The organism is Streptomyces sp. NPDC001848, from assembly GCF_042891915.1.
GTDB lineage: Bacteria > Actinomycetota > Actinomycetes > Streptomycetales > Streptomycetaceae > Streptomyces.
Map to the genome: position 1 here is coordinate 183,441 of NZ_JBIATP010000001.1, position 19,845 is coordinate 203,285.

Here is a 19,845-nt window from a genome sequence, read left to right on the forward strand (position 1 = left end):
CCTGCTTCGGCTGTCGGACTCGCGCTCCCGTCGCGCCCCGCGGTGAGCACCGATACGCCTTCCGGTTTGCTTTCCAGCGCTTGCCATTATTCCGGATGGCGGAATCTTGTTTCTGCTATCTGGAAGCAATGTAGGCATGGTGTGGAGAGCCGTCAAGAGACGGCCCTTCAGGTGTGCGCTATCGCAGAAGCCGGGGACAAATGGGCGTCGACGCAAGCACCATGGGAGCCATGCCCGAGAGCGTGCCGGTGTCCTGTCCCGTCTGCCGACGCGAGCACGTCTACGCCGCGCCGTCGTATCCGTGTGTGTGCGGCGCACCCGTCGCACCGCCGCTGGACCACCTCGCGGGGCCCTTTGTGGTCACCCACCGCACCTGGGACGACGGTTGGGTCACGGTCCGCTGCGGGAGCTGCGGCCGTGAGGGCCAGTGGCCCTGCCCGGAGCTGGACTGCCCGTGCGGGACGATCCTCCGTGTCCCGGTGAGCGGGGCGCCACGCCCCGGTTCCGCAGGGGACGGCGCGGGCGGTCCGCATGCGCGGAGTCCCGTTTTCCAGCCCGTCACCATCCGTACGGCCGCCGACGCCGTCACCGCGGCCGCGCTCTGGCTGCGCCGGCTCGGCCACCACGACGTGCGGCGCGCCGGGGGGCGTCCGCCCAGCGGCGTCCTGCTCACGGCGGAGGGGATGCGGGCGCTGGTGGAGCCGACCGTGCACCCGGCGTCGCTGCGGGACGTGGAGTGCCTGTGGCTCACCGCCCTGTCGGAGTCCGCACGCTGCGTCTGCTTCTCACTCGCGGGATACACCGACGACGCCCGGGCCGCCGCCGACCGCCTCGGCGTCCCGCTCTTCGTCCTCGACCTCACCGGCGCGCCGCAGCCGGTGAACAGCCAGGCCGACGACCTGGCCGCCGGTCTGGCCTGAACCGCCCCTCGTCCTAAACCGGTTCCGCGAACCTCTCCCGCAGCTCGATCTTGCGGACCTTCCCCGAGACCGTCATCGGGAAGGCGTCCAGGATCTGCAGCCGGCTCGGGATCTTGTAGTGGGCGAGCTGCCCCTCGCAGAAGGCCCGCACCTCCTCGAGGGTCGGCGGGGCGGCCGGGTCACGCGGGATCACACAGGCCAGGACCTCCTCGCCGTACCGTTCGTGCGGGACCCCGACCACCTGCACATCGGCGATCTTCGGATGTGCGTACAGGAACTCCTCGATCTCACGCGGGTAGATGTTCTCGCCCCCGCGGATGATCATGTCCTTGATGCGGCCGACGATCTCGACATAACCGTCCTCGCGCATCATCGCGAGGTCGCCGGTGTGCATCCAGCGGCCGGGGTCGACGGCCTCTGCGGTCTTGTCGGGCTCGTCCCAGTAGCCGAGCATCACGCTGTAGCCGCGGGTGCACAGCTCGCCCGCCGCACCGCGCGGCAGGGTCACCCCGGTCGCCGGATCGACGATCTTGACCTCGATGTGCGGCAGGACCCGGCCCACCGTGCCCGTGCGGTGCTCCAGGTCGTCCTCCATCCGGGTCTGCAGCGACACCGGGGAGGTCTCCGTCATGCCGTAGCAGATGGACACCTGCTCCATGTGCATCTCGCCGACCACCCGCTTCATCACCTCGACCGGACACGGCGAGCCCGCCATGATGCCGGTCCTGAGGGACGACAGGTCGTACTCCGCGAAGTCGGGGAGGTTCAGCTCGGCGATGAACATCGTCGGTACGCCGTACAGGGAGGTGCAGCGCTCCTGCTGGACGGCCCCCAGAGTGGCCCTCGGGTCGAAGGACGGCGCGGGGATGACGATGCAGGCGCCGTGGGAGGTGGCGCCCAGATTCCCCATGACCATGCCGAAGCAGTGGTAGAACGGCACCGGCAGGCACACCCGGTCCTGCTCCGTGTAGCCGATCGTACGGCCCACCCAGTAGCCGTTGTTGAGGATGTTGTGGTGGGAGAGCGTGGCGCCCTTCGGAAAGCCGGTGGTGCCGGAGGTGTACTGGATGTTGACCGGCTCGTCGCAGCTCAACTCGCCCGCGATGGACGCCAGTCGTTCGCGCGGGACCGACGCCCCGCCCGCCGTGAGCGCGTCCCAGGTGGGGTCGCCGATGTAGACGGTCTCGCGCAACTCCGGGCAGCTGCCGCGCACTTGGCCGACAAGCGCCCGGTAGTCGCTCGTCTTGTGGGCGAGGGAGGCGACCAGCAGCGAGATCCCGGCCTGCTTCAGCACGTACTGCAGCTCGTGGGCGCGGTAGGCGGGGTTGATGTTCACCATGATCGCGCCGATGCGGGCGGTGGCGTACTGCACCAGCACCCACTCGGGGCAGTTGACCGCCCAGATGCCGACCCGGTCGCCCTTGCGCACACCCTTGGCGAGCAGCCCGAGCGCCACCTCGTCGACCGCCGCGCCGAACTCGGCGTAGGTCCAGCGCCGTCCGGTCGGCACGTCGACCAGGGCCTCGCGGTCGGGGTCCGCGGCGATCGCGCGGTCGAGGTTGGCGCCGATGGTGTCGCCGAGCAGCGGCGTCGTGCTCGTCCCGTGCGTGTACGACAGCTCCGTCGGTCGCGTCACCGGAAGTCCTCCTCGCGGTACTCGTTCTGCGAGCCCGCGGCCGTGGCCTCGCGCAGCTCGATCCGGCGGATCTTGCCGGAGACGGTCTTGGGCAGGTCCCCGAACTCCAGGCGGCGGATGCGCTTGTAGGGGGCGAGCACCTCACGGGAGTGCTCGAAGAGGACCTTCGCGGTGTCCGGGCCGGGCTGCCAGCCCTCCGCGAGCACGACGTACGCCTTCGGCACGGCGAGGCGCAATTCGTCCGGTGCGGGCACCACGGCCGCCTCGGCCACCGCCTCGTGCTCCAGGAGCGCGCTCTCCAGCTCGAAGGGGGAGATCTTGTAGTCGGAGGCCTTGAAGACGTCGTCGGCCCGCCCGACGTAGGTGATGTAGCCGTCCGCGTCCCGGGAGCCGATGTCGCCGGTGCGGTAGTAGCCGCCCGCCATGGCCTCGGCCGTACGGTCCGGGTCGCCGTGGTAGCCGGTCATCAGGCCGACCGGCCGTACGGACAGGTCGAGCGCGATCTCACCCTCGTCCGCGCCCGGCGCGCCGGTCACCGGATCCAGCAGCTCCACGCGGAAGCCGGGGCTCGGCCGCCCCATGGAGCCCGTCTTCAGCGGCTGGCCGGGGCTGTTGGAGACCTGCACGGCCGTCTCGGTCTGCCCGAAGCCGTCCCGGATGGTCACCCCCCAGGCCCTGCGCACCTGTTCGATCACCTCGGGGTTCAGCGGCTCACCGGCGGCGACCGCCTCGCGCGGCGGGGTGCGCAGCAGGGTCAGGTCGGCCTGGATCAGCATGCGCCACACGGTCGGCGGCGCGCAGAACGTCGTCACGCCCGCGCGGTCCATCTCCGCCATCAGCCGGGGCGCGTCGAAGCGCGTGTAGTTGTGGATGAACACCGTCGCCTCCGCGTTCCACGGGGCGAACAGGTTCGACCAGGCGTGCTTGGCCCAGCCCGGCGAGGAGATGTTCAGGTGCACGTCCCCGGGCCTGAGGCCGATCCAGTACATCGTCGCCAGATGGCCGATCGGGTACGAGACGTGCGTGTGCTCGACCAGCTTGGGCCGGGCGGTGGTGCCGGAGGTGAAGTACAGCATCAGCGGGTCGTCGGCGTGGGTGGGCCCGTCCGGCTCGAAGCCCACGCCGGCCGCGTACGCGTCCTCGTACGCCCGCCAGCCCTCCGGCGCGCCGCCGACCGCGATCCGGGTGTAGTCACCGGCCACCTCGGCGAACTTCCCCGTGTCCTGCGCGCGCACGATCACATGCCGGACCCGCCCCCGGTCGACACGGTCGCGCAGGTCCGCGGGGCCCAGCAGCGGGGTGGCCGGGATGACCACCGCACGCAGCTTCATCGCCGCCAGCGCGGTCTCCCACAGCTCGGTCTGGTTGCCGAGCATGACCAGGATGCGGTCCTCGGCGCGCACGCCCCGTTCCCGGAGCCAGCCGGCGACCCGGTTCGAGCGCTCGGACATCTCGGCGAAGCTGCGGCGCTCCTCGGAGCCGTCCTCCTCGACTATGTGCAGCGCGGTGCGGTCGTTGCCGTCCGCGATGACGTCGAACCAGTCGAGCGCCCAGTTGAAGTGTGCCGGGCGTGGCCAGCGGAAGCCCTCGTACGCCGTCGCGTAGTCCTCGCGGTGCGCCAGCAGGAAATTCCGCGCGGTCCGGAACGCTTCCGTCGCGTCGGTGTTCGCCGTCATGTGTCCTCCTCATTGCCGGACAGCCACCTCACATCGTGTAATCGGTGACGCAGGTCTCACCACCCCCGAACGGGGGGCGCCGCGACGGAGGGGCGAGCACGTGGCAGCTGACGCAGCCGAGACGGTTCAGGTGCGGAGCGCGCTGGTGCGGCTGCGGCGCGCCACGGGGCTGCCGGTCGCCTTCGGCGGCCTGGTGGAGTCCGGGCGGCCACAGATACGCATCAGCGAACTGAGTGGCACCGCGACGACGGCGCTCAGCTCGCTCGCCGTCGTCTCCGGCAGCGGCCTCGGCGGCAAGGTTGCCGCGCTGGCCCGGCCCTGCGCGGTGACCGACTACTCGGCGTCCCGGCAGATCAGCCACGAGTACGACGCGGCGGTGGCGGCGGAGGGCCTGAGGTCCGTCCTCGCGGTGCCGGTCGTCGTACGGCGCCGGGTGCGCGGGGTTCTGTACGGCGCCCTGCGGTCGGCGCAGCCGCTGGGCGACCGCACGCTGAGCGCGGCGGTGGCGGCGGCGCGGGACGTGGAGCAGGCGCTGGTCGCCCGGGACGAGGCGCGCACCCTGCTGACGGCGGTGCGGGAGCCCTCGGGCCCGGCCGGGCCGGCCTGGGAGCAGGTGCGCGAGGCGCACGGCGCGCTGCGGGCGCTCGCCCAGCGGGTGGAGGACCAGGCGCTGCGGGCGGAACTCCTCGAAGTGTGCGGGCGGCTGGCCGGGGCGGCGTCTCCGGGGCCCGCGACGGGGAACATAGGGCTGTCCCCTCGGGAGGTGGACGTCCTGGCGTGTGTGGCGGTCGGGTCGACGAACGCGGCGGCCGCCGAGCGGCTGGGGCTGCGCCCGGAGACCGTGAAGGGGTATCTGCGCTCGGCGATGCGGAAGCTGGGCGCGCACAGCAGATGGGAGGCGGTGGTGGCGGCGCGGCGGGCCGGGGTGCTGCCGTAGCCGCTGCGGCGCGGCGGCGGCGCTTTCCTGTGGATCACCACCGACCCGCCCTTTTTGCACTCAGCCGAACTTTTTGCACCCCTGGGATTGTCGGTCCCCCATTCATTCGGGGCTTCGATGAATTCCGTTACGTCATCGTGTCGTTGTTTCCCTCATCGTGCCGCCGTCCGAATTTTCAATGACGGGACGCCTAATATTGCCCACGACACGACACCCGGAGGGGAGCGGCACCGTGCGACGGGACTTCAAGGAGCCTGCGAGACCCCACCATGACCTGGTCATCGGCCGGGAGGAGCTGTGCACGGCAGCGCGCCGGCAGCTCGCCGACGGGGGAAGTGTGCTGCTGCACGGCCCCGCCGGAATAGGAAAGTCGACGGTGCTGCGCACGCTGGCCACGGAATACGGCGAAGCGGTGCGCACCGTGTTGCGCTGCTCGGCGACCGAGTCCGAATCCCACCTTCCCTTCCTGGCCCTCGCCGACCTGCTCGGGCTCGTCATGGACGAGGTCGCCGACCAGCTCCCCGCCCCCCAGCGCACCGCGCTGGAGTCCGCGCTCACCGGCCGCGGCGAGTCCACGCTGCAACGGGACGGACTCGCGCTGCGGCTCGCCGTGCTCTCGACCCTCCGTGTGCTCGCCGCCCGCGGTCCCGTGCTGATCGTCGCCGACGACCTGCAGTGGCTGGATCCGGCCAGCACCGAGCTCCTCGGCTTCGCCGCGCGCCGCCTCGGCGGCACGCCGGTGCAGATGCTGTGCGCCGTGCGCACCCACGCCGAGCGGGGCCAGGAGTACGACCGCCATCTCAGTGCCTCCCCGCCGGACACCCTCGCCCTCCAGGTGGGCCCGCTCTCGCGCGCCCAGACCGCCACGCTCCTCGACCACCGTGGCTACACCGGACTGCCCCGCTCCACGGTGCGGGACATCCACCGCACCAGCGGTGGAAACCCGCTGTTCGCGTTGGAGCTCGGCCGCGCCCTCGCCGAGAGCCCGACACCGCCGAGGCCCGGCGAGCCGCTGCCCGTGCCGACCTCGCTCAGGACGCTGGTGCTCAACCGGCTGGAGGCGCTGTCCGACCAGGCGCGCCGCACCCTGCTGGTGGCGAGCGCGGGGGCCCGGCCGACGTTGGCCCTGCTGCGCGCGGCCGGCCGGGACAACGCGGAGGCGGAGACCGCGCAGGCCGCCGAGCTCGGGCTGCTGGTGACGGAACGGGACGCACCAGTCGTACGGTTCGCGCACCCGCTGATATCGGCCGCCCTGTACGCGCAGGCGAGCCCCCAGGAGCGGCGCGATGTGCACGCCGCCCTGTCCACGGCGGCCTCCGACCCGATCGAGCGGGCCCGTCACCTGGCGCTGGCGACCACCGGCACCGATCCACGGGTGGCCGCCCGCCTCGGCGAGGCCGCGTCCGCCGCCCGGGACCGGGGCGCGCCCTCGGTGGCGGCAGGGCTCGGGCTGCTCGCCGCCCGGCACACCCCTGCGGACGCGGTACCGGGTCCCGACGAGCGGCGGCTGCAGGCGGCCGAGGACGCGCTGACCGCCGGGGAGACCGACCTCGCCCGGGACATCGCCCGTGAGGTGCTGGCCCACGCGACGCAGCCGGCGGACCGGGTGCGGGCGTGGATGGTGGTGATCGACGCCGCCGGGCACGCGATGACCGAGGTCGACGCGGCCTTCCCGCAAGCGCTGGCGGACGCGGGCGACGACCCCCGGCTGCTCACCCTGGTGCACTACCAGCTCGCCTGGCGGGCCCTGCTGGTGGAGGGCGACTTCGCCCGGGCCCGGCAGGAGGGCGCCCTCGCCGCGGAACTGGCGGCGCGGGCCGGCGACCGGCGCAACGAGCTGCTGGCCCTGGCCTTCCAGGCACAGGCCGAGACCCTGATGGGGCATCCGGACGCACCGCGCACCATCAAGCGGGCGATGAGGGAACCGCAGGACGCGCGGGTGGCGTGCGACCACAACGGCGTCGGGGCCGTACGGTTCCGCTGGCTGATCATGAGCGACCAGCTCGCCGAGGCACGCAAGACGGTCAGCGCGCTGCTGCGCGAGGTCCGGCGGCGCGGCATGGTCGAGGCCGAGGTGCACTTTCTGCGCGGCCTCGCCGAGACCGAACTGCGGGCCGGGCACTGCGGGCGGGCCCTCGACCTCGCGCGGGAGAGCCTCAGACTGGCGCGGGACACCGGGATCGGGGAGGCCGCGAGCGCCATGCTCACCTCCCTCGCGGAGGCGGCGGGCGGTGAGGCCGAGCGGGCGCTGACGCTGGCGCAGGAGGCCGTGACCCGGGCCGAGGAGGACGGCGACGTCATCTACCTGTCGCGGGCGCTGGCCGCGCTGGGGCACGCTCAGCTGGTGGCCGGGGATGCGGCGGGGTGCGTCCGGTCCCTGCGCCGGGTGAGGGAGCTGGAGGAGGGCCTCGGGGTCACGGATCCGGCCCGGGGCCGCTGGCACGGCGACCTCGCAGAGGCGCTGGTACGCGTCGGGGAGCCGGCGGAGGCGCAGGACGTCATCGACACCGCCCGCGCCCATGCGCTCAGGCTCCGGCGGGAGAGCGTGCTCGCGGTGCTGGACCGGGCGGAGGCCCTGGCCCGCGCGGCACGCGGCGAGGTGGACGCGGCCGAACGTCAGCTGACGGCGGCCCGGGACCGGCTCGCGAAGCTCGGCTACGGCCTGGAGGAGGCCCGGGCGGCCTACGCGCTGGCGGGCCTGCGCGCCGGGCGGCCGGGCCCGGCGTCGTACGACGAGGCGACCCGTCTCTTCCGCCGCTGCCGGGCGATGCCGTGGCTGCGTCAGGTGGAGACGGCGGCGGTCACGGGCCCTGCGGGCCCGGCGCCGGCCGCGGCGGCCGCTCTCGACAACCTGGCCGCGACGGAACGGCAGGTCGCCGCGCTGGTCATGGAGGGTGCGACGAACCGGGAGATCGCGGCCCGGCTGTTCATCAGCGTCAAGACGGTGGAGGCCACACTGACCCGGGTCTACCGCAAGCTGGGCATCCGGTCACGGGTGGACATCGTGCGTCTGGCGGCCGGGCACCGCGCGGGCTGAACCGGCGCACACGGCACGTCCGTTGCCCGGTTCACGCGCGCAGACCGAGGGTTTTCCCTGCCCAACGCGCCTAGGGGCTTCCCTCATTGGGAGGGAACCCCTCCGGCTTCTAGCGTAAAAGCGTGCCGCTCGCCGGGCACACCGGGGTCGGTCCCCACCCGCGCGAACCCCCACCGGCAACCCACGAGGAGACCCATGTCCGGGCCGAAACGCGTCAGAAAGGCCGCCGCTGTCACCGTGGCGACCGCTGCCGCCACCCCGGGCACGGTCGGTGAAGCCGACACGATCTGCATCAACCCGAGTTGCACGGACGCCACCGACGGTGGCGACGTGGCGCCGGACACCTCTCCGGCGGCGTGGACACCTGCCAGGGCGACAGCGGCGGTCCCCCGCTCACCGGGGGCGTCCTGGCAGGGATCACTTCCTGGGGCAACGGCTGCGCCGACAGGCCCCAGAAGGCTCCTGGGGTAACACCCCGGGGAGATACCAGGGGGCGCTGCGGGCCTCCACGAGCGGCCCGCAACGCCCCCTTTCCATGTCACTTCCATGGCTTCGGCCCGCACCCGCCTGTTTGAATGGACGCCTCTTCGAACGGGCGCCTCTTCGAAGGGACGCCTCTTCGAAAGGACGACGGATGGGAGGGTCGCACATGGTGTCCACAGACCGTTTCCTGGCCTTCGCCGCGATGTCCCTGCTGGTGATCGTGATCCCGGGCCCCAGCGTGCTGTTCGTGATCGGCCGGGCGCTCGCCCACGGCCGCCGCACCGCCGTGGCGACCGCGCTCGGCAATGTCTTCGGCTCGTATCTGCTGGTGGTGGCGGTCGCGTTCGGCATCGGTTCGCTGGTCGAACGGTCGGTCGCGCTCTACATGGCGGTGAAGCTGGCCGGGGCGGCGTACCTGGTCTTCCTGGGCGTGCAGGCGTTCCGGCACCGCAAGGAGCTGAAGGCGTCGGCGATCAGGCCCGTGCCGGCGGGCCCGGCGCGCGGCGATCTCCGTACGGTTCTGGACGGCGTCCTGGTGGGCGCGACCAACCCCAAGGGGGTGGTGTTCTTCGCCGCGGTACTCCCCCAGTTCGTCAACCACTCCACCGGGCACGTGCCGTTGCAGATGCTCCTGCTGGGCCTGGTCCCGATCGCGATCGGCCTGGTCACGGACACCCTGTGGGGGCTGACGGCCTCCGCGGCCCGCAGTTGGCTCGCCCGCTCGGACCGACGCTTGTCCCTGATCGGCGGCGCGGGCGGCTTCACGATGATCGGTCTCGGGCTGACGGTGGCGGTGACCGGGCGGGCGGACTGAGGCGTCAGGGTCGTAGGACGGTCCCGAACCGCACGTCGCACGTCATGCCCTCGTGCAGCACGGCCAGCACCCGCTCCCCCTCCTCGACCACCGCGTCCCGCTGGGCCTTGGTCAGCTCGCGGAAGGTCTCGATGACGAGTGAGTCCTCCGCGGGCTTCCACACACCCGCCAGGAAGCCGTCGACGAGCAGGGTGCGGTAGGCCTGGTTGCCCACCGCGTTGCGGCCCCTGAGGCCGGGGGGCACCACGCGGGCGCGGTCGGCGTGGGAGAGGAGCAGGTTGTCGTACTCGGGCAGGAAGCGCGGCGGGGCGGGGGTGTCCGGGTCGGGGCGCGGCGCGTCGCGCAGGTCGAAGAGTTCGACGCCGTGCTCGTCCCGGAAGGTGACGAGCTGCGGACGCAGCCGCTCGAAGGCGTCTTTCAGCCGTGTCAGGCCCGCCCAGGTCTGCATGTCCTTCACCGAGGCCGGGCCGAAGGCGGCGAGGTAGCGCAGGATGACGGCGTCGGGCACGGGGGCGGGCTCGGCGGGGCGTCCCAGCCAGTGCTCGGCGGTGGTGAGCGCGACCTGGCCGCTCGAGCCCCACAGGCCGCGCGGGGTGACCTGGACGAGGGGGAGCCGGCAGCGGGCGGCCAGGGCGAGGGCCTGCGGGTCGGCGCCCGGCCACTCGGCGAGCAGCGCCTCGCGCAGCTGGGTCATGGTGCGCGGTTCGCCCTCCACGAGGTCGCGGGCGAGGGCGGCGAGCCGGTCGAGGTCGACGCCGGCGAGACCCTTGCGGAAGGCGGTGAGTTCCCGGTCACGGGCGGGCTGGACGAACGGCCGCAGGATGAGGCAGTCGTCGGCGGTGTGGGTGTGGATGGTGGAGCGCAGGGTGACGATACGGACGACCTCGCGGTCGGCCATGAGCCGCGAGAGATGCTCGGGCGCGAAGCCCTCCAGTCGTGCCGCGAGCGCGTAGTACGGCGGTTTGACGTTCTGCGCCTGGAGGCCCACCAGGTGCGCGACGGTCGCCTTGGCGGACAGCGGCGAGCGGCGGAGCAGCAGCTGTCGGGCGAGGGTTGCGCGGTTGAGGGCGCGGTGGTGGAGGACGGGAGCGGTGGCTGTGGTCCGGCCGGCCTTCCGTGCCGCGGGGCTCGTCTTCGTCATGCGGAGGACGCTAGCGGGGCTTGCGGACACCCACTGTCCGCAAGCCTGGGGCCGCGGAGGGCCGGGGCCGGGCGGAGCAGTGCCCCGCCGGAATCCCGGAGGGACCGCTCGTCGTCCCGCTCCCGGGCGGCGGCGGGCGCCGACCCATCACCGATCGCCTCCTTGTTTCTTGGCGTTCTCGATCGCCTTGAGGTAGTCGTCCGGCGACAGCTTCGCGCACTCGGGCAGGCCGTTGTCCGCGGTGTCGTTCTTGGCGGCGACGATCGCCTTGGTGCACCTGGCGATCTGCTCCGCGTCGGCGGCCGCTCCCGCTGGCGCGGGAGGGCTCGGGGCCGAGGGTGTGCCGCTGCGCGAGCCGAAGGGGGAGCATCCGGTCAGCATGAGCACGGCTGCGGCGAGCAGGGAGATGGTGTTGCGGCGCATGGGTCTCCTTGAAGGCCGGGGGTGGCCGAATCATGCACCCGAACACGCACTTTGAGTGATCCCGGAGTGACGCTGTGTCCGTGTTGTGATCTACGCGCGACAGGAAGGGCTTTCGGCGCCCCGTACACGTCGTCGCCGCCAGGCCCGCACACCGCCCCGTGGCCGTCGGTTCCGCCTACCTGCCCGACGGAAAAGGCGGCTTCGATGACCGGTCGGGCGCCTACGTCTGGCCGCACTTCAGGTACGGGGTGTCGATCGATCCCGATCTGACCGGCTATCAGGACGGTGAATACCACGTCATGGACGACGGCACACTGAATCTCTGGCGCCACGGGAGGCTCAAGGAGGTGGCCACCGGATGGGGTCAGTACAACGCCGCCTTCTCCCCCGGCACCCTGGGCGGCGCCAAGCACCCAGACCTGCTGGCCCGTGACAGGCAGGGCGTCCTCTGGCGCTTCCAGACCAAGGCGGACGGTTCGCTGGCACCGCGCGTCAAGGTCGGCCCCGGATGGAACCAGTTCACCCAGATCACCGGCCAGGGTGACCTGACCGGCGATGGCAAGCCGGACATCGTCGCCCGCGACAAGCAGGGCGTCCTCTGGCTGTACAGGGGCACGGGCGATCTGCGGAAGCCGTTCATGCCCCGCCTGAAGGTGGGCCCCGGCTGGAACCAGTTCAACAAGCTGGTGGCCACGGGTGACGTCGACGGCGACGGCCACAGCGACCTGCTCGCCCGCGACTCCAAGGGCAACCTGTCGCTGTACAAGGGGACGGGCAAGGCGGCCGCCCCCTTCACATCCCCGGTCAGGATCGGCACCGGCTTCAACCAGTACCGCGACGTCTTCTGAGTTGACGTTCAACGTCGCCGGTCACTCGACCTGCTGAGATCGCCGGGATCCATGTGCACCTCCAGGTCCGTGGGTTGCTTCTCCTTGGACTGCCCACCACAGCGCGACCGCCCCACGTCGTCGGTAGGTCACGTCGGCTCGAAGCCGGTCGCGCCGTCACTGCTCGGCGGCCTCCCGGGCGATCCGCTCGAACTGGGCGCCCATGGCCTCGGCCAGCGCCTGGGCGGCCGAGAGCGGGCGCACCATCACCGTGAACTCGTCGATCCTGCCGTTCTCGTCGAAGTGCAGGAAGTCGCAGCCCTGGAGCTTCTTGCCGGCGACGGTGGCGGTGAAGACGAAGGCGTGGTCGCGGCCGTCGGGGTTGGCGATCTCACGAACGTAGGTGAAGTCCTCGAAGACTCGGGACACGCCGCGCAGGATCGCGGCGGTGATCGCCTTGCCCGGGTACGGCTTGAAGGCGACCGGGCTGGTGAAGACGACGTCGTCGGCCAGCAGGGCGGCCACGGCGTCCATGTCACCGCTCTCGACGGCCTTGCGGAAGGGGTGCATGAACCTCGCCTCACATACTCAATAATTTGAATAGATGGAGTGGACGTTAGACCGGCAGGGCATACCTTGTCCACGGGTGGGCTTGGCAGGATCGGGAGCGACTGTCAGTCACCTCATGCACCTCGTTGACTAATCACACCGGTGCTAGTTTGTTTCCCATGGCTTTGCGGAACGCGGTGATGGCCGCGCTTTTGGAGGGTGAGGCATCCGGTTACGACCTCGCGAAGGCGTTCGACGCGACGGTCGCCAACTTCTGGATGTCGACGCCCCAGCAGCTCTACCGGGAGCTGGAGCGCATGGAGGCCGAGGGACTGGTCACGGCTCGTGTCGTCGAGCAGGAGCGCCGCCCCAACAAGCGACTGTTCTCCCTGACGGAGGCAGGGCGGGAGGCCGTCCGCGCCTACACGGCCGAACCCCCGGGCAGGCCGGCGGTGATCCGGGACGAGTTGCTGGTCAAGGTGCAGTGCGTGGACGCCGGCGACATCGAGGCGGTGCGAAGGGCCATCACCGAGCGCATGGAGTGGGCCACCGCCAAGCTCGCCCGCTACGAGAGGCTCCGGCAGCGCCTCCTCGCCGGCCGGTCGGAGGAGGCGTACTTCGCCGAGGCCGAGCGCATCGGCCCGTACCTCACCCTGCTGCGCGGAATGTCCTTCGAACGGGAGAACCTCCAGTGGGGGGACATGGCGCTCCGCAGGCTCGACCAGCGCACGGCCGCTCTCGCGTCAACGGCCGGCTCGTCGGCCGACCACTGCCGTGAGCGCGACTGATCAACCCATCGAATGGGTCGATGCCACCTGCCCCTCGCCGGCCGGGCTCGCCGGAATCGCGCGTCAGGGCTGAAGGCGCCTGAGAATGCCCAGGCGTTGCAGCTCCACGATGTGCTCCGCGGCGCGCCGCGGTGCTTCCCCGCCGTTCACCAGGACACCGGCCTCGATGTTGCGCCGCGCCGCGGACTCGGTCAGGTTGGCGCTGCCGAGGAAGAGGGTGCGGCGGTCGGCGACCGCGAGCTTGGCGTGCTGGCGTGAGCGAGCCTGTTCGGCCGGGGTCCGGGCCCATTCCCACAGAAGCAGCCCGGGCACGGAGGCGAACGCGTCGGCCGGTTCCTTTCCGGAGAGAAGGCCGCCCGCGCCGGCCAGTGTCTCGACCACGACGTGCATCTCCACGCCCCTGTCCGCAGCCTTCCTCAGGGCTCGGGTCAGCGCCGGATACGGACGGGCGGCGTAGGTCATGGCCAGCAGTTCGTGCTGCGCCCCGTTGATGACCTCAACGAGCACCTGGGCGGTGGCGCGCACCGGTACGGCCGGTGTCGAGGGGCCGCTCCACACCGTGCGGACCCGGACCGTGTCCCGGGTCCGGCGCCGTGCGGCGACATAGCCGCGCACATAGGCAGCAGCCTCGGCGGGCGGCACCGACTCCGACTGCATCGCGTCGCAGAGTCGCGCGACGGCCTCGCCGGCTGCCGGCGTCGCCAGTTCGGTCAGTATCCGTTCCCGGGAGCGGCCCTGAGCGAGCAGGCCGACGAGGTCCTTGCTCCGGGACAGTCCGAGGGCCGCGACGGCGGTCTCGGCGGCGGCCTCGAACGCGGGTCGGCTCACGACAGCAGGCCGGCCGGCGTCAGCACCGGGTCCCGGTCCCCGGCCAGCGGGACGAGGAAACGGCGGTCCAGGAACCGGTTGCCGCGTTCACAGGTGGTTTCCGACACGAAAAGGCAGACGTGGCACGCGGCTCCGTGAAGGAAGTCGGCGGGGTCGTGCGGCAGGCGCTCGGCGCACAGCGGGTCGGCCGAGCAGTGCCCGGCGTCGGTCAGCGCGCGGCGCACGATCCGGTCGAACTCGCGCTCCTCGGCGAGGGACACCAGACCGCCCAGGGTCCCTTCGGAGTCCGGAACCGCGGTGTAGATGAGGATGCCCGTTCTCGGGTTCTGTTCGTCTCCCGCATAGATCCGTTCGGCGAGCGAGGCGGAGTTGTAGCCGCATTCCAGGGCGATGGTGCGGATGAGCAGATGGGAGAGGGTGTGCAGAGCGATGTACCGTGCTCCGGGCCAGCCGTGATAGGGATCGAAGTCACTGGTCTTGCGGTCCGACCTCCGGTTGGAGCGGAACCGCGCGTACGCCTCCCGGTGCGCTTCCATCTGTGGCGACTTCTCCATCCGAGCGGCCCACTCGGCCATCAGGTCGTCCCGCACCCGCAGGAAGACTCCCTCGCCGCGCACCTCGCTGGCCGGCACCCAGTTCCGGACCCCGCGGGACAGCTCGACGCGCGTGGCGATCTCCGGTGACTCCGGGTCGGGCGCGTCCAGGCGCGTGAAGCCGATCAGCGCCCGCGCCTCCCGCAGCCGTTCGACCTGCCGTAGGTCGGCGAAGAGCCCGCTCAGGCGGGCCGGAACCGGGATCTGACGCAGTGCGAAGTCGTCGCTGGGGGCGGGGACGGGGCCGGAGAGCGCGTCCCACTCGGGTCCGAAGAGGTCGGCCTGGACGTCGGGCGCGGAGGGAGCCGGTCCGGCCGTCCCCTGCTTGCGGGCCGTGATCGCCGCCACGACCGCGTCGGAGTCGAACTCCTTCAGGAAGGCGAACTTGGGCATGCGCGCCATGAAGTCGAACTGCCCGCGGTCCTCGATGAGTTCGAGGTCGGGCCAGTGGTCGTCGAGAAGCTTGTCGATGTCTCCGCCCTGCGCCTTGGGCAGGGCCAGGGCGCTGAGGGTGAGCGGGAACCACTGGTTGGACGCTCCCGCCACCATCAGGACCGGCTCCTGCTCGCAGCCGTTCGGCTCGTAGGTGCCGAGGTGCGGGTGCCGTCCACGGCACGAGGGCAGGTTGCGGCGGCCCCGCTCGCCCATGGCTTCCCGGATGTTGCGCTGCACGCCGCAGGCGACGCACTCGATGGTGACGTTGGCGGCCTGGTTGCCGCCATGGTCCTTCATGCGCAGTTTCGGGCGCGGTGTCTTGTCGCAGGCCTGGCCGTGGTGGACGTACGCGGTGTAAGGGAACTCGTCGAGATGGCCGGCGGTACAGACGAGGGTGAAGCGGGCGGCCACGGCGAGCGGCTTGCCTCGCTTGCAGTCGTGGACGAACTTCGCCTCGTGCGGTGTCCTCGGGTTGGAGTTGAAGAAGGCGAACTCACCGGAGTCGATGGCGGCCAGCACGTTGCACGCGGTACAGCGCAACCACTGCGGGAAGGGGATGACGGGCACTCCCACCCCCTGGGCCGCCCAGCCCTTGGGGTCGGTGTCGGCGCCCTCGAGCCAGGGAGCGGCGCGCAGCTGCTCGACCCGTCCGCGTCCGTAGCGCTGGAGGGACCGGTTGACGGCGGCGCGGAGCCGCGGCTCGTCGATGTCGTAGTCGGTGACACCGGAGTGGCTCCAGGAATCGATACCCCGGATGAGGACGGAGAAGTTGGGCAGGTCGACAAGCGCGCCGACACCGGCGGTGAACATGAGGTGGCTGGGCCGTACGGCGCCGACCCTGCGGTTGCTGCCATGGGTGCTCATCGCTGTGCCTTCCTGACCGTGTCGGCCGTGACGGGCCCGTACTCGTCGCTGTCCACGGTGCTCGCCGTGTCGGGGTCGGGGTCGGAGTCGGCTCCCGAGGCGCCGAACGACCAGTCGGGTCCGCCGCCCGAGGGCTCTTCCAGGAACGCCTCGCCGCCGGGCAGGAGCAGGTTGATCTCGTTCTCCGTCTCACGCATCGACATGCCGACGGTGAGCTCGGTCCACCGGGATCCGTCCGCCCGCCTCAGCAGTCCGTTCACGACGGTCGTCTTGTGCTTCTCCTTGCGGTAGCCGAGGGCCGAGCTGCTCTCGTCGCGCTTGCGGCGCCATTCGTCCTTCAGCCGGTCCAGCCGTTCGCCCAGGTACTGGCGGGGCCGCTCGCCTCCCACCCGCTCGGCGCGTTCCAGGAGCCGCCGTTCCACGTCCTGCGCGAGAGCTCCGTCGAGGTCGACGTGGTGGGCGTCGAGGTTGCGGGAGGTGTCGTAGGCCGCGTGGCGCAGTGCGGCGACGTAGGTGGCGGCGACGCCCCGGTCGAGTGCGCGGCGGGTGTACGGGGTGACGGAGAGGGCCTCCACCTGGCGGTAGAACGTCGCGTGGTAGTGCTCGAAGTCCTCGTAGTGCGCGAGGTCGCGGGGGCGCGACCAGTTGTAGAGGGTCACCACCAGGCCCGGACGCGTGGCGTCACGGCCGACCCGGGAGGACGCCTGGATGTACTCGGCGGTGTTCTTGGGCTGGCCGACGACCAGCATCAGGCCGAAGCGGGAGACGTCGACACCGACCTGCAGCATGGAGGTGGCGAGGACCACGTCGACGGCCTGACGGACGGTCGGCGTCATGGAGGCACGGGGTTCGCGCTTCTCCTTCACCGCCGCCGCGTACTCGCGCAGGAAGGCTCGCCGTCGCACCGAGGTGTCCCGCTCGGGGTCGAACTCGATCTCCAGCCGCTTGAGGGCGGCACCGATGTCCGCGGAGGAGATTCGGGAGGTCAGCTCCTGAATGCTGAGCATCCCCGTTCTGCTCACGATGCGGTCGGACAGCGTGTCCTGGCCCTTGCGGCTGCCGTTGGCCCGCACACGGGTGGTGATGTCGTCGTCCATGTACCGCCGCATGCCGGCGAGTTCACGTGTGGCGTTGAAGTAGCCGACGAGGGTCATGTACGGGTCCGCCGGCCGGCCGTAGTCGTCGAAGAGCTGCTGTCCGGCGAGCAGCAGGATCTCCGCGACGCGGATTTCGGCCGCCTTCAGACGCGTTCCGTGCGCGCACACGCCGAGATAGCGGCGGCCGGGGTTGTCCCGGCTCAGCTCCACCTGCCGGGAGAAGAACGTGTCGCCGACGTCGAGCACTTGGGGCGGGAAGACGGCGACCTCGCGGCCGAAGACGCCCCGCACCTGGTCGGCGGCCCGCTTGGTGGTCGCGGTGGATGCGACGATCTTGGGACCGGTTTCGCGGCGCCGTCCGTGGGCGTCGGTGAAGCTCCATGTGCACAGCTGGTCGACGGCGGCTTCGAAGAGGCCGACGGTGGTGCCGAGCGCCCCGGATATCAGGTGCAGCTCGTCCTGGATGATGAGGTCCGGGGGCCGCAGGCGGGTGACGGGCTGGGCGGTGACACCGGGCAGGTCGCCCCTGGCGTTGTGCCGGCCACCGCAACCGGTCTTGGCGTCCAGGTCGTCATGACGGTAACCGTGGCGTGCGCACAACTCGGTGACCCTGCCGAACAGCAGGCCGGCGTAGCCGTTCCACGGGAGCTGGGCGAACTTGTCGACCGTGGCGATCAGCAGCGAGGGCGCCAGCCGGTAGATCTCCTCGTCGACGGTGAGCACGGGTATCCCCTCGCCGAGCGCTTCGCGACGGGAGAAGGGGCAGCGGTCCTGCCCCTCCCCGCGCGGGCAGTACAGCAGGATTCGGCGGCGTCCTTCGTCGTACTCCATGTGGGAGCGCGCGGTCAGTCCGCTGCCGCACCAGGGGCAGGTGAGGACCTGGAGGACGCGGGCGTGCTTGTCGCTGGCGTTCTCCTTGGCTTCGGCGATCTGCTCCTTCGCTTCCTCGAACCAGTTCGGCGAGACGGACGTACCCACCCAGAGCCCGATGCGGAACGGGGTGGCGCCCCAGCGCCGGTCCCGCGCGAACTCCTCGCGGCGCAGGACTTCACAGGCGCTCACCAGGGCGGCGGCGCGCTGAAACTGCTGGGCGGTCAGCAGCCGCAGGGTGTAGCGCATGAGGACGCCCACCCCGGCCTCGCCGCTGCGGGCCTCGGCTCCCGAGCCGATCGTGCCCTGCAGGCGCCGCAGCGCGAAGGTGTAGGCGGCGAGGCCCAGATACGCCTCGGTCTTGCCTCCGCCGGTCGGGAAGAACAGCAGGTCGACGAGGGCTTGGCGGCCGGTGCCGCGGTGCGGGTGTCCGGGTTCGGTGAGGGAGGCGATGTTCAGCAGGACGAAGGCGAGCTGGAACGGACGCCAGCTGGCCGCCGCCTTGCCCCTGCCGTGCACCTCGGTGCGGGCCTCGCGGTAGGAGAGGGGGTCGTTCTCACGGCCGGCGCGTGCGGCTGCGATGGCGGTGTTGCGCCGCTGCAGGGCCATGGCGCGGTTGGCGAACCGGAAGGCCGTCAGGGCCGTGTCGTCGGCGACGAGCCGGTCGATGCCGAGCGTGATGCGGTCGCAGACCTCGAGTGCCTGCTCGATCGCGACCTCGGCCGACGCGCGCAGGTCGTCGGGGAGCGAGCGGGCGGCGTGGCGCTGCTGTTCCAGCCAGGCGCCGTACCCGTCGGCCAGCGGAGCGAGTGCGTTGCTGAGTTCGGCGCGGCGGTCGGGCACGGCGAGCGCCGCCAGTTCGTCCATGCCCAGCTCAAGCCCCTGGAGCAGGCGCTGCTCCTCGATTGCCGGCGCGGTGGTGGCCCGCACGTCGTACTCGGGGAGCCAGACCGTGGTCAGGCGGTGGGCGTTGCGCTCGCCGTCGCGGACGTGTGCGTGGACGGCGACATTGCGGCCCTTGGCGTGGCTGAGGCTGTCCCGATAGAGGAGGCGCAGCCGTCGCTCCTCGGCGTCTTCCGGAACGTTGCCGTGGCCGGCCGTGTCCAGGGGATCGTCGACCGGCAGGAAGACCGCGGCCTGCTCGTCGGGAAAGGCGGTGACGTCGATCTCGGTCTGGAAGAGCCAGTTGGCGTCTCGCGCGTCCCGGCTGTCCGGCTGCCGGTTCACCAGGGCCAGCTCGACGATGCGCAGGTCCTCTCCGCCCGTGCGGCCGGTGTGCCGGCGCACCTGCACGTCGAGGACCACGGCATCGCCGTCGAGTTCGACGGCACGGTCGGCCCCGTCGGTCACGTCGATGTCCACCAGGCGCTCGACGGGCTCACGGGACCAGACCCTGCGGGTCGTGCCCCGGTCGGTGGCTTGGTCCGACTGCGTGTAGCGACCCCAGCGGACGGTGGCGCTGAGGGTGCCGACGGAGGCCGGGACGGTGAAGGACAGGCCCATGGAGGACGCCCAGATGTGTCCGGCGGCCTGCGGGCTCAACCGGTCCTGCAGGTCGCTGTCGTCGCCCTCCTGCTCGTCGCCCGACTCGCCGTCCGCGCTCTGTGCGGCCGCACGGGCGATGCGGTCGGTGGTCACAGCCTGGGGGCGCGGACCGAGCATGCCGACGAGGTACCGGTCGCGTGGCCCGGAGGAGGCGCTCGGCAGGGTTTCCGTCTCACCGTCCCAGGGGCCCAGCAGGTCCCGGCGGAGGTAGGTCACGAGTGCGTCCCGCACCGCGTAGGAGTCCCCGGAGCGGAAGGTCTGGGGGACTTCGTCGAGTGGGTGCGGGACAGCGGCCTGGGCAGGCTGGGCCGGCATGCGGTGGGTCCTTCCGGACGGGTCCGTTGAAGTACGGGGCTGCGCCGATGGTGTGACGGCATCAGAA

General features: G+C 71.6%; 14 protein-coding genes and 1 pseudogene. 7 read left to right on the forward strand and 8 right to left on the reverse strand.

What is annotated here, in order from left to right:
- Positions 1 to 221 precede the first annotated feature (221 nt).
- Positions 222 to 920, forward strand: a complete 699-nt coding sequence (locus tag ACFYZJ_RS00935) for a hypothetical protein (RefSeq protein WP_388562194.1) — start codon at positions 222 to 224, stop codon at positions 918 to 920.
- Between the two features lie 13 nt (positions 921 to 933).
- Here the strand turns inward: ACFYZJ_RS00935 and ACFYZJ_RS00940 are convergent, their stop codons facing one another.
- Positions 934 to 2,556, reverse strand: a complete 1,623-nt coding sequence (locus ACFYZJ_RS00940) for an AMP-binding protein (RefSeq protein ID WP_388561445.1) — start codon at positions 2,554 to 2,556, stop codon at positions 934 to 936.
- Positions 2,553 to 4,232: an AMP-binding protein gene (locus tag ACFYZJ_RS00945; RefSeq protein ID WP_388561447.1), complete on the reverse strand. Its 1,680-nt coding sequence runs from the start codon at positions 4,230 to 4,232 to the stop codon at positions 2,553 to 2,555. The genes ACFYZJ_RS00940 and ACFYZJ_RS00945 overlap by 4 nt, the downstream gene beginning before the upstream one ends.
- 100 nt (positions 4,233 to 4,332) lie before the next feature.
- Between ACFYZJ_RS00945 and ACFYZJ_RS00950 the strand changes: the two genes are divergently transcribed.
- The 4 genes and pseudogenes from ACFYZJ_RS00950 to ACFYZJ_RS00965 all read left to right on the forward strand — a co-directional run bounded on the left by ACFYZJ_RS00950 (position 4,333) and on the right by ACFYZJ_RS00965 (position 9,503).
- On the forward strand, positions 4,333 to 5,169 hold the full coding sequence (locus ACFYZJ_RS00950) for a response regulator transcription factor (protein WP_388561448.1): 837 nt from the start codon (positions 4,333 to 4,335) through the stop codon (positions 5,167 to 5,169).
- Between the two features lie 178 nt (positions 5,170 to 5,347).
- The gene (locus tag ACFYZJ_RS00955) at positions 5,348 to 8,206 is read left to right on the forward strand and encodes an ATP-binding protein (protein ID WP_388561449.1); all 2,859 of its coding nucleotides are present in this window, start codon (positions 5,348 to 5,350) and stop codon (positions 8,204 to 8,206) included.
- A 335-nt stretch (positions 8,207 to 8,541) separates the two neighbouring features.
- Positions 8,542 to 8,781 (forward strand): annotated as a pseudogene (locus tag ACFYZJ_RS00960) (trypsin-like serine protease); the annotation flags it as partial.
- Between the two features lie 74 nt (positions 8,782 to 8,855).
- Positions 8,856 to 9,503: a LysE family translocator gene (locus ACFYZJ_RS00965; RefSeq protein ID WP_388561451.1), complete on the forward strand. Its 648-nt coding sequence runs from the start codon at positions 8,856 to 8,858 to the stop codon at positions 9,501 to 9,503.
- A 4-nt stretch (positions 9,504 to 9,507) separates the two neighbouring features.
- Here the strand turns inward: ACFYZJ_RS00965 and ACFYZJ_RS00970 are convergent, their stop codons facing one another.
- Complete coding sequence (locus ACFYZJ_RS00970) at positions 9,508 to 10,644, reverse strand: winged helix DNA-binding domain-containing protein (RefSeq protein ID WP_388561453.1); 1,137 nt, start codon at positions 10,642 to 10,644, stop codon at positions 9,508 to 9,510.
- Positions 10,645 to 10,791: 147 nt separating this feature from the next.
- On the reverse strand, positions 10,792 to 11,067 hold the full coding sequence (locus tag ACFYZJ_RS00975; RefSeq protein ID WP_388561455.1) for a hypothetical protein: 276 nt from the start codon (positions 11,065 to 11,067) through the stop codon (positions 10,792 to 10,794).
- 158 nt (positions 11,068 to 11,225) lie between these two features.
- On the opposite strand from ACFYZJ_RS00975, the gene ACFYZJ_RS00980 reads away from it, so the two are divergent.
- Positions 11,226 to 11,915 carry an FG-GAP repeat domain-containing protein gene (locus tag ACFYZJ_RS00980; RefSeq protein ID WP_388561457.1) on the forward strand — a complete coding sequence of 230 codons (690 nt, stop codon included), beginning with the start codon at positions 11,226 to 11,228 and terminating at the stop codon, positions 11,913 to 11,915.
- A 156-nt stretch (positions 11,916 to 12,071) separates the two neighbouring features.
- Here the strand turns inward: ACFYZJ_RS00980 and ACFYZJ_RS00985 are convergent, their stop codons facing one another.
- Entirely contained in the window at positions 12,072 to 12,464 is a 393-nt protein-coding gene (locus tag ACFYZJ_RS00985) for a nuclear transport factor 2 family protein (protein ID WP_388561459.1), read from the reverse strand.
- A gap of 158 nt (positions 12,465 to 12,622) precedes the next feature.
- Between ACFYZJ_RS00985 and ACFYZJ_RS00990 the strand changes: the two genes are divergently transcribed.
- A complete protein-coding gene (locus ACFYZJ_RS00990) occupies positions 12,623 to 13,231 on the forward strand; it encodes a PadR family transcriptional regulator (protein WP_388561461.1) in 609 nt (202 codons plus the stop codon).
- 63 nt (positions 13,232 to 13,294) lie between these two features.
- Here ACFYZJ_RS00990 and drmC read toward each other — a convergent pair whose 3' ends face one another.
- Genes drmC through drmA form a run of 3 tightly spaced genes read right to left on the reverse strand, consistent with a single transcriptional unit; the run spans position 13,295 to position 19,778 of the window.
- Positions 13,295 to 14,059, reverse strand: a complete 765-nt coding sequence (gene drmC / locus ACFYZJ_RS00995) for a DISARM system phospholipase D-like protein DrmC (protein ID WP_388561463.1) — start codon at positions 14,057 to 14,059, stop codon at positions 13,295 to 13,297.
- Positions 14,056 to 15,951, reverse strand: coding sequence for a DrmB family protein (gene drmB / locus ACFYZJ_RS01000; RefSeq protein ID WP_388561465.1), 1,896 nt, complete (start codon positions 15,949 to 15,951; stop codon positions 14,056 to 14,058). Before drmB ends, drmC begins: the two co-directional genes overlap by 4 nt.
- A complete protein-coding gene (drmA, locus tag ACFYZJ_RS01005) occupies positions 15,948 to 19,778 on the reverse strand; it encodes a DISARM system helicase DrmA (protein WP_388561467.1) in 3,831 nt (1,276 codons plus the stop codon). Before drmA ends, drmB begins: the two co-directional genes overlap by 4 nt.
- Between the last annotated feature and the right edge of the window lie 67 nt (positions 19,779 to 19,845).